A 9,097-nucleotide genomic window follows, 5' to 3' on the forward strand; every position below is an offset into this window, starting at 1 on the left:
CTCAGAGGTCGCGCCGACCATCATCTGTGCCGGTATCTTTCCCCCGCATAGTGACGGGGAAACGTGCCCGACTGGGCGATGAGGGGCGGCAAACCTTCCGATCGGCCCGATTGTCGATCAGCCAATCCCCAGATGGCCCTTCAGGCTGGGCACCGAGCCGAGCACCTTGTTGGTCAGGTCGGGGCCGGCGGCGGCTTCGGCCTGCTGGATCAGCGTCGCGCCGGCCTTCTGGATCTGCGCCATGTCGAGCCCGGATGCCTTGAGTGCGGCGACGCCGTTGATCAGCGCGCCGGCCTTCTCGCCGAGAACGCCGCCAAGCGCGCCCTGCAGCGACGACAGAAAACCGCCACCGCCGGCCGGAGCGGCGGCCATGACGTCATATTGATGGGCGAGGTCGTCGGCGCCGGGGATCTTGGCGAAGAACGCCGAGGCGCTTGTGCCCTCCGCCTCGTGTTCGAGCACCGAGAAAATGGTGCCGACGACTTTCTGCGTCGTCACCTGGTCGAGGCCCGCCTTCTGCGAGACGGTGTTGACGATATCCTGGACGTTCATGGCGTCACTCAGCCCTGGGTTTTCGTGTTGCGGTTCCGCTCAGTGCGGACCCTGATCAACGATCGTCTGCCTGCGTTCAGAACCATCGAGCACAGGGCCAAAGCGGCGGTCGCCGCAAGGACGAGCGCGCTGGCGAGGATCGGGGAAGGCATGGTCATGGTCATCGCTTCCTTCTGGGTCTGACGTGTGGGCACACGGCCAGATACTGGTCGATAGCCACCTTCCCTCACGATTGTGGCAGCGCCAGCAGGATTTATCGCCAATGACCAAAAAGTGATGACATGGCCGCGCATGGCGCCGGCTTTACTGCTCGGGCGCGGCCGGCGCCCTACGCCCTGAGGCAATCGGCGGCCGCGATGAGTGCTCGACTGGATCATGCCGGCTTGGTCCCTATGTCGCTGGGAATTAAAGCCCGAAGCAGAGGACCTATCCATGACGAAACCCGACGCCAAGCCCGCCATCACCCAGGCGATGATTGACGCCTATGACGAATATACGCATCTGACGCTCGATCGCCGCCGGTTCATGGAGCAGTTGACCCGGCTTGCCGGATCAGGTGCGGCGGCCGCCGCGATCGCGCCGCTTCTGGCGGCAAATTTGGCGCAAGCGGCTGTTGTCGCCGACAACGATCCGCGGGTGAAGGGCGAGGACATCAGCTATCCCGGCAGCAGCGGCGAGATGAAGGGCTACCTGGTCAAGCCGGCGGACAAGGCGGGCAAGCTTGGGACGGTGATCGTCGTGCATGAGAACAGGGGGCTCAACCCGCATATCCGCGATGTGACGCGACGCGTGGCGCTGGAGGGGTTCGTGGCGCTGGCGCCGGATTTCCTGTCGCCGCTCGGCGGAACGCCAACCGATGAAGACAAGGCGCGCGACATGTTCGCCAAGCTCGATCCGGCGCAGACCATCGCCAACGGTGTCGCGACCGTCGCTTTCCTCAAGAGCGACAAGGACGGCAACGGCAAGGTCGGCGCCATCGGCTTCTGCTGGGGTGGCGGCACGGTCAACATGCTGGCCATCAACGCGCCCGATCTCAGTGCCGGCGTTGCCTATTACGGCATGCAGCCGAAGGCCGCCGATGTATCCAAGATCAAGGCGGCCTTGCTGTTGCACTATGGCGGACTGGACGAGCGCATCAATGCCGGCATCGACGCCTTCAAGAAGGAACTCGACGCGGCGCATGTCGAATACACGGTCTATGTCTATGAAGGCGCCAACCATGCCTTCAACAACGACACGTCGGCAGCGCGCTACGACAAGAAGGCAGCGGACCTCGCCTGGGGCAGAACGATCGCCTTCCTCAAGCAGAAACTGGCATAGGGCGTTCGTCTAATCCGTGTTCGCCGGCTTGTGGAAGGCGACGCCGGCGACCACCAGCGCAATGCCGAGGCAATCGGTAAAACTTGGAATCTGGCGCAGCACGACGACGCCGATCAGCGTCGCGGTGACGGGCAGCAGCGACAGCATCAGCGCGAAGCTGGCGCGTGGCAGCCGCGACATGGCGAGCTGGTCGCAGATGTAGGGAATGACAGAGGAACAGATGCCGACGCCGATGGCGGCGAACAGCAGCGGCAGTGAGAAAAAGGCCGGCAGCGCATCGGTGAGGCCGATCGGCAGCACGACGATGAAGGCGATCGCCATGGCAGCACCCAGGCCGGCGATGCCGGCGCCTACGCCAGACGCGGCAACGCGGTGGCCGAGCACGATGTAGCCGACAAACAGCGCGCCGTTGAGGAAGGCCCAGCACAGCCCGATGGGATTGTCGGACCATCTGACGTCGATGAGCAGCAAGGTGCCAGCGACGGCGACGACAAGGGCGGCAAGATTGCGCGGGCTCCTGAGGCCGATCGCCGCGACGCCGATGGTGCCGACGAATTCGATCGCCGCCACCAGCGAGATCGGCAGGCGGTCGAGCGCCAGGTAGAACGAACAGTTCATCACCGCCAGACAGGTGCCGAAGGCCAGCAACAGCAGTCTTGTCGAGCGATCGGCGCGGGCGAAGCTTCGCCATGGACGGGTCAGCGGCGCGAAGATGAGTGCTGCCGTGGCGATGCGCAGCCACGCCATGCCGAGCACGCCGACATGCGGGAAAAGCAGCACGGCGAAGGCCGGCCCGAGATAGTGGAAGACGGCGCTGACGGCGAACCAGACATGCGGCGGCAATTTTGCCGTCGGCCTGGCCAGGGTGGGGTTGCCCGGGGCAGGATCTGCCGTAAGAGCTTGCGTTTGATCATCCACCGGATCAGTATCGCAGGCATATTTGCCGGTTTATATGAGTGATGATGGGCTCGTCTGGCGAGATTTCTCTCAGAAGCAAGGAATTTCCCATGAAGCGCCTTCGAACTGAAAGTGCCGACCTCGATGTCTCTGACATGAAGATCCTGCGTCTGCTGGAGAAGGACGCGCGCACCAGCACGGCGGAGCTGGCACGCTCAGTCGGTCTGTCGGCGCCGAGCGTGGCCGAGCGCATCAAGCGGCTGCAGGAAAGCGGCGTCATCGAGGCCTATTCGGTCAGGATCAACCCGGCGGCACTCGGCCTGCCGCTGTCGGCATGGCTGCGCATCCGGCCGGTGCCGGGGCAACTGGCCGTCGTGGCCGAGATCATCCGCGAACTGCCGGAGATCGTGCAATGCGACCGGGTGACCGGAGAGGATTGTTTCATCGCGCTGGCGCATGTCGGCTCGGTGGCCGAACTCGAGCGGGTGATCGACCGCATCATTCCTTATGCGATGACCAATACGGCGATCATCCAGTCGTCGCCGGTGGTGGCGCGCTCGGCGCTGGGAGCGTTGAGGCGCCAGGCTTGACCTACGGGAGAGGAACCTATGCGTGGCCGCGCTTCATGCGCGCCTGCTTCAGGATGGCGCGCCAGCGGATCATGTCGAACGGGATCGGCTCGTTGTTGTTGGCGATGTGGAAGATCTCGTTGTTGACGTTCTTGAGCGAGCGCCAGAAATCATAGTCGGTGATGCGCGGATCGGCGGCCAGCCTGTCCACTTCGACCTTGATGTCGGTTTTCATGCACTTTCCTCGAACCGGCGCCGCGCCGCCCGTGTCGCTACCTCGATGCGGATCGTTTTCGACCGACCCGCTGAGTCGCGCAACGGCTCAGATGGCTTGTTCCCGTTAAAACCTTGGTAAGGTTAACGAGGGCGCCGCGCCGCTTCAAGCATTGCTGCCGGCCGACGGCAGGGTTCTGCGATTTTAGATTGCGGGTGTGGCTTTGAAGCCGGGAACGAGAAGGTGTCGGCTTCGCCCTATTTGCGTTTGATGCTGATCGAACGGCCGGCCCGTTCCGGCATCGGCAGTGCCGAATGGGCGGCGCGCATGGCTTCGACCCTGGCCAGCACATCGGCGGGGAAGGGCGCCACCTTCGGCCCGGACATGTCGACATGCAGCGACAGCGATTCGGAAGTCGCGGCCAGCCAGCCGTCGACATGGCGGATTTCCTGGTAGGCCCGCAGCCGCTTGTCGTCGTGGTCGATGAGCTGGAAGGAGACCGTGACCTTGTGCTCGAGATGCAGCTCCTGCACGTAGCAGACATGGACTTCGGCCGTGTAGATGGTCAGGCGACGATCCTTGGCATAGTTCGGTCCCATGCCCATTGCCTCGAAGGCATCGTCCGAGCAGCGGTCGAACAGCACGTTGTAATAGGCCATGTTGAGATGGCCGTTGTAGTCGATCCAGTCCTTCTCGATGTCCATGGGTTTCGAGACGAAGGGAGTGGGGATGGGCATCGAAACTTCCTTGTTCTGGCGCTGGACAGAGCGTGGCGGGTAAGACTACGCATCCATAATCGCATAACAAGCGTGGACACTGGTCCATTCGCGGAGGAATTCATGGCTCTGAGCGACCTCAACCCGGTCGAACGCAACGAGGAAGGCATCGCTGCGGTGCTCGGCATTCTCAAGCAACAGCTTGGCGAGCGATTCCAGACCGGTCAGGCGATCCGCTCGCAGCACGCGCATACCACCACCTATATTCCGACGCAGGCGCCTGACGGCGTCGCGTTTCCGGAGACGACCGCCGAGGTGCAGGAGATCGTGCGCGCCTGCGCTGCGCACCGCGTGCCGGTGATCGCCTTCGGCGTCGGCTCCTCGCTGGAAGGCCATACCAACGCACCGGGCGGCGGCATATCGGTCGACACATCGCGCATGAACCGTATCCTGGCGGTCAATCCACAGGATCTCGACTGCACGGTCGAACCCGGCGTCACCCGCGAGGATTTGAACCGGCATCTGCGCGACACCGGACTGTTCTTTCCGATCGACCCCGGCGCCAATGCCTCGCTCGGCGGCATGGCCGCAACGCGGGCCTCCGGCACCAACGCGGTGCGCTACGGCACGATGCGCGAGAACGTGCTGTCGCTGACCGCCGTCATGGCCGACGGCGAGACGGTGACGACCGGCAAGCGGGCGAAAAAGAGCTCGGCCGGCTATGATCTGACGCGGCTGCTGGTCGGCTCGGAAGGCACGCTCGGCATCATCACCTCGCTGACCTTGAAGCTGCAAGGCATCCCGCAGGCGATCTCCGGCGGCGTCTGCCCGTTTCCGAGCGTCGAGGCGGCCTGCAACGCTGTTATCGCGACGATCCAGATGGGCATCCCGGTGGCGCGCATCGAACTGGTCAACGCGCTGCAGATGCGGGCGATGAAGAATTATTCCAAGCTCGACTATCCCGAAAGCCCGTGCCTGTTCGTCGAGTTTCACGGCAGCGATGCCGGCGTTGCCGAACAGGCCGAGACCTTCGGCATGATCGCGGAAGAGAATGGCGGCGGGCCGTTCCTGTGGACCAGCGTTGCCGAGGAGCGCACCAAACTGTGGAAGGCCAGGCATGACGCCTACTGGTCGTCGCTGACGCTACGGCCAGGCGCCAAGGGGCTGTCGACCGATGTCTGCGTGCCGATCTCGCGCTTTGCCGAATGCGTCATGGAAACCGAAGCCGACATAGCCGAGATGGGTCTGATCGCGCCGATCGTTGGCCATGCCGGCGATGGCAATTTCCACGTTTTGGTGCTGATGGATGTGAACGATCCCAAGGAGATCGCGCTGTCGGAAAAGTTCGTCGCGCGGCTCAACATGCGAGCGATCGCCATGGACGGCACCTGCACCGGCGAGCACGGCATCGGCCAGGGCAAGATCGGCTTCCTGCGCCACGAGCTCGGCCACGGCGTCGACATCATGCGCACGATCAAGCAGGCGCTGGATCCGCTCGATATCATGAACCCAGGCAAGATATTGCCTGGAGACTAGGCGAATCTTCCAACCCCAGTTTCGCAGGCGGCTCGTCTTGACCAGGGCACGATTCGAGCCGAGACTTCGCTGAGCAGCGAGGCCTGGAACATTCAGGCGTGCCAGCGGAGGAGGAATGCCATGGCGATTCCACGCAAGGAAGCGGCGCGTGCGCTGAGCGCCGACGAACAGGAACTGGTGGGGAAATCGCACCATCCGGCGGTGCAGGAGCTTTCCGACGCCGATCTTGCCGGCCTGGTCAAGCTGTTGCGGGAGCGGCGCGACAAGGCGCAGACCCAAGCACACCGCCGCCGGCGTGAGATACGCGGCAAGGGAGCGCCGAAAGGCGCCGCGCCCTCAAAGTCCGATGGCGGTTCGCAGACAAAGCTTGCGGTGCTGGCCATGACCATGCGGCGGCTGAATGGCGAGGCCGAGCGGCGCCGGCAGCTGGCGGCCAGCGTTTCGCTCATCGAAAACGCGCGCAAGGCATTTGTCATGAAGCAAGGGGCGACGCCGGAAGGCCCTGCTTTCAATTCGCGCACCGCGCGCAAGGGGATGCGGTCGGTGGCAAACCAGAGGGCGCAAGACCTCGTCCGACCGATGGAGCTTGGCCGGCAGCGCAAGGCGGCCAAGGTGGCGCAAGCAAAGCGCGACGCACGCTGAGGGTTCTGACAATCGCCGGGTGAAATCGTTGGGACGCCGGCCTGCCGTGCGGTCGCAGGCGTCTTCTATGCGCCCTCAACAAGGGTTTGCAGCATGGGGCGGGTTGGCGCGAAGAACGTCGTGCCGGTGTGCGGCGTCGAGAAATCGAGCAGCCGGTCGTAAGCGCCCGGCGGCTCACCGATGTACATTCGCTGCAGCATCCTCTCGATCACCCAGAGATACCTGCTGTAGCCGATAAAGTAGGTGCCGAACTCCTTTTGCCCCGGCCTGCCGAACGGCATGTTGTCGCGCAATATGTCGTACTCATTGCCATCGGCATCCTCGATGGTGGCCAGCGACTTGTGTGATTTGCGAGGTGCGTCGTCATCATCGATTTCGATGTTGTCGATCTTGGTGCGGCCGATGATTTCTTCCTGGAGAGGCGTTGGCGTCCGCCCCCATGCCTGGAGATCGTGCAGGTACTTCTGGACGACGACATAGCTGCCGCCGGCGAAGTCGGCGTCCTCATCACCGACGAGTGCCGAGGCGGGCAAATCGAGGCCTGTCGGGTTGGCGGTGCCGTCGACGAAGCCGAGCAGGTCACGGGCATCGAAATAGCGAAAACCGGAAACCTCGTCGACGACGCTCACGGCATCACCGAGATTGTCGAGCAGAATGCGCTCGAACTCGAAGCACTTATCGGGCCGCTCGGAGCGGATGTGGAAGAGAAGATCGCCGGCGGTCGAAGGCGCCGAATGAACGGCACCCTTGATCGGCGCAAACGGTTTCAGTTCCAGCGGCCGCCGATCTGGAGAAAGACGATCCCAGAGATCGCGGCCGATGCCGGAAATGCACGAAAGCCGCCCGGAAAGATCGCGAAATCCAACGGTTTTGACGAGATCGTCGATCCCGCCAAGCACGGAGGCAACCTTGGCGAGCGCGGTCTGGCCGCTGGCGACGGTGACGACAAGAAAGACCGCCGAAAGCGACAGCGGGGCGTCGACACTTTGCGCATCGATCGGCACGCGATCCCAGTTCTTTCCAGACATCCGAATTCTCCGCTTCGCCGGGATTTGTTTCAGATCATCCGGGATCGCGCAACACTGGATGAATTGCCTCTTTATCGACACGCGGATGCGGGTAGAGTGCGGCAGAATTTCAATCAACCCGTTCGGAGCTGATGCTCGCACGCCTGTTCGTGATCTTTGGTGGCCTTTTTGTGCTGGTGCTGTGTGCGGCGCTGGTGGTGCCGTATTTTGTCGACTGGACAGGCTATCGCGCCCAATTCGAGCGCGAGGCGAGCGCCATTCTCGGCCGCAAGGTGACCGTGCAGGGCGACGCCACGGCAAGGCTGTTGCCGTTCCCCTCGGTGACCTTCTCCAACGTCGCCGTCGCCGGCGGCCCCAATGGCCAGCCGGCCATGACCGTCGAGACGTTTTCGATGGATGCGGAACTGCCGCCCTTCCTGCGCGGCGAAGTGCTGATCTTCGATATGCGGCTGGTGCGGCCGAAAGCGACCATCGATATCGCCAATGACGGCACTGTCGACTGGGCGATGCGGCCGTCCTCTCCCTTCGACCTCAATCAGATCTCGATCGAGAAGCTGACGGTGACGGAAGGGCAGATCGAACTGCGCCATGCCGCCGGCGGGCGCAGCCACCTGTTTTCCGAGATCAATTCGACCATCTCGGCCAAGTCTCTGGCCGGGCCATGGCGCATGGACGGCACGCTGCGGCTCGACGGTCTTCGCACCACGGTCACTGCCTCCACCGGCAAGGCCGAAGGCAACGGGCAGATGCGGCTTCGGCTGAAGGCCGATCCCGACGCCTATCCGCTGGTCATCGAAGCCGACGGCAATGCTGGCATCGTCAACGGTGCCGCCGTCTATTCCGGCCAGTTCAAGATCTCCGGCGCCGACAAGAACAGCGCCGAACTCCGCGGCACCGACGGCGAGACGGTGAAGGTCTCGGCCGGTAAGCCCGATCCGGGCTTTCGGCTGAACGGCAAGTTTTCGCTCGACCACGAGAAGCTCGGTGTCGACGAGTTCCGCTTCGAGACCGGGCCGCTCGACAACCCCTACATCGCCGATGGCAAGGCTTCTGTCGATCTCGGGCTGAAACCGAGTTTCGCCATCGAGGCCAATGGCGCGCAGGTGCAGTTCGACGAGGCGGTGGGCGCCGAGGCCGGCGCCGGCCTGACGCTGGACCAGCGCATTGCGGCGTTTGAGCAGGCGCTGCTCGACATGCCGAAGCCGACCATTCCCGGCACCGTCGAGGTCAAGCTGCCGGCGGTGGTGGTCGGCGACACCACGGTGCGCGACGTGCATCTTTCCGCCGAGCCGGTCGATGGCGGCTGGTCGGTGAAATCGCTTGCCGCGACCTTGCCCGGCCGCACCAAGCTGGAAGCCGATGGCATGCTCGTGCTCAATTTGGAGGGTCATTTCGGCTTCAACGGTTCGCTGCTGCTGGCCGTGGCGCAACCCTCCGGCTTTGCCGCCTGGCTGTCGAAGGATGTCGACGAGGCGATCCGCCGTCTCCCTGCCGCCGGCTTCAAGGCCAAGGTCGACCTCTCGCAGAAGCGCCAGGCCTTCAGCGATCTCGAATTGATCCTGGGCAAGGCGAAGTTTTCCGGCCGCATCGATTCCAGCCAGCCCGACGATGCCAAGCCCTCAG

At 63.6% G+C, this 9,097-nt stretch carries 10 protein-coding genes; 5 read left to right on the plus strand and 5 right to left on the minus strand.

Translation table 11 applies throughout. The features are described 5' to 3' along the window. Positions 1–117: 117 nt before the first annotated feature. Positions 118–552 (minus strand): hypothetical protein, encoded by a 435-nt coding sequence (locus EN749_RS04745; protein ID WP_127399337.1) that lies wholly within the window; start codon positions 550–552, stop codon positions 118–120. Positions 553–984: 432 nt separating this feature from the next. Here EN749_RS04745 and EN749_RS04755 point away from each other — a divergent pair, with 432 nt between their 5' ends. After that, positions 985–1,872, plus strand: coding sequence for a dienelactone hydrolase family protein (locus EN749_RS04755; RefSeq protein ID WP_128362639.1), 888 nt, complete (start codon positions 985–987; stop codon positions 1,870–1,872). Between the two features lie 9 nt (positions 1,873–1,881). On the opposite strand, the gene EN749_RS04760 is transcribed toward EN749_RS04755, so the two are convergent. Then, positions 1,882–2,715 carry a DMT family transporter gene (locus EN749_RS04760; RefSeq protein ID WP_245482782.1) on the minus strand — a complete coding sequence of 278 codons (834 nt, stop codon included), beginning with the start codon at positions 2,713–2,715 and terminating at the stop codon, positions 1,882–1,884. A gap of 164 nt (positions 2,716–2,879) precedes the next feature. Between EN749_RS04760 and EN749_RS04765 the strand changes: the two genes are divergently transcribed. Then, positions 2,880–3,359 carry an Lrp/AsnC family transcriptional regulator gene (locus tag EN749_RS04765; RefSeq protein ID WP_127810019.1) on the plus strand — a complete coding sequence of 160 codons (480 nt, stop codon included), beginning with the start codon at positions 2,880–2,882 and terminating at the stop codon, positions 3,357–3,359. Positions 3,360–3,375: 16 nt separating this feature from the next. Here the strand turns inward: EN749_RS04765 and EN749_RS04770 are convergent, their stop codons facing one another. Then, on the minus strand, positions 3,376–3,573 hold the full coding sequence (locus tag EN749_RS04770) for a hypothetical protein (protein ID WP_013531006.1): 198 nt from the start codon (positions 3,571–3,573) through the stop codon (positions 3,376–3,378). Positions 3,574–3,809: 236 nt separating this feature from the next. Then, complete coding sequence (locus EN749_RS04775) at positions 3,810–4,289, minus strand: thioesterase family protein (RefSeq protein ID WP_128362640.1); 480 nt, start codon at positions 4,287–4,289, stop codon at positions 3,810–3,812. A 102-nt stretch (positions 4,290–4,391) separates the two neighbouring features. Between EN749_RS04775 and EN749_RS04780 the strand changes: the two genes are divergently transcribed. Together EN749_RS04780 and EN749_RS04785 are read left to right on the plus strand one after the other, a co-directional pair. Further along, positions 4,392–5,804 carry an FAD-linked oxidase C-terminal domain-containing protein gene (locus tag EN749_RS04780; RefSeq protein WP_128362641.1) on the plus strand — a complete coding sequence of 471 codons (1,413 nt, stop codon included), beginning with the start codon at positions 4,392–4,394 and terminating at the stop codon, positions 5,802–5,804. 120 nt (positions 5,805–5,924) lie between these two features. Beyond that, complete coding sequence (locus EN749_RS04785; RefSeq protein ID WP_128362642.1) at positions 5,925–6,446, plus strand: hypothetical protein; 522 nt, start codon at positions 5,925–5,927, stop codon at positions 6,444–6,446. A 65-nt stretch (positions 6,447–6,511) separates the two neighbouring features. On the opposite strand, the gene EN749_RS04790 is transcribed toward EN749_RS04785, so the two are convergent. Beyond that, positions 6,512–7,474, minus strand: coding sequence for a Dyp-type peroxidase (locus EN749_RS04790; protein ID WP_128362643.1), 963 nt, complete (start codon positions 7,472–7,474; stop codon positions 6,512–6,514). A gap of 131 nt (positions 7,475–7,605) precedes the next feature. Between EN749_RS04790 and EN749_RS04795 the strand changes: the two genes are divergently transcribed. Next, a partial coding sequence (locus tag EN749_RS04795; RefSeq protein WP_128362644.1) for an AsmA family protein occupies positions 7,606–9,097 on the plus strand: 1,492 nt, incomplete at its 3' end.

Source organism: Mesorhizobium sp. M7A.F.Ca.ET.027.02.1.1 (assembly GCF_004022985.1).
Taxonomy (GTDB): domain Bacteria; phylum Pseudomonadota; class Alphaproteobacteria; order Rhizobiales; family Rhizobiaceae; genus Mesorhizobium.

Coding starts and splice junctions, on each gene's coding strand:
- EN749_RS04770 (WP_013531006.1), bottom strand. CDS start 3,573: ATGAAAACCGACATCAAGGTCGAAGTGGACAGGCTGGCCGCCGATCCG.
- EN749_RS04755 (WP_128362639.1), top strand. CDS start 985: ATGACGAAACCCGACGCCAAGCCCGCCATCACCCAGGCGATGATTGAC.
- EN749_RS04775 (WP_128362640.1), bottom strand. CDS start 4,289: ATGCCCATCCCCACTCCCTTCGTCTCGAAACCCATGGACATCGAGAAG.
- EN749_RS04745 (WP_127399337.1), bottom strand. CDS start 552: ATGAACGTCCAGGATATCGTCAACACCGTCTCGCAGAAGGCGGGCCTC.
- EN749_RS04765 (WP_127810019.1), top strand. CDS start 2,880: ATGAAGCGCCTTCGAACTGAAAGTGCCGACCTCGATGTCTCTGACATG.
- EN749_RS04790 (WP_128362643.1), bottom strand. CDS start 7,474: ATGTCTGGAAAGAACTGGGATCGCGTGCCGATCGATGCGCAAAGTGTC.
- EN749_RS04780 (WP_128362641.1), top strand. CDS start 4,392: ATGGCTCTGAGCGACCTCAACCCGGTCGAACGCAACGAGGAAGGCATC.
- EN749_RS04785 (WP_128362642.1), top strand. CDS start 5,925: ATGGCGATTCCACGCAAGGAAGCGGCGCGTGCGCTGAGCGCCGACGAA.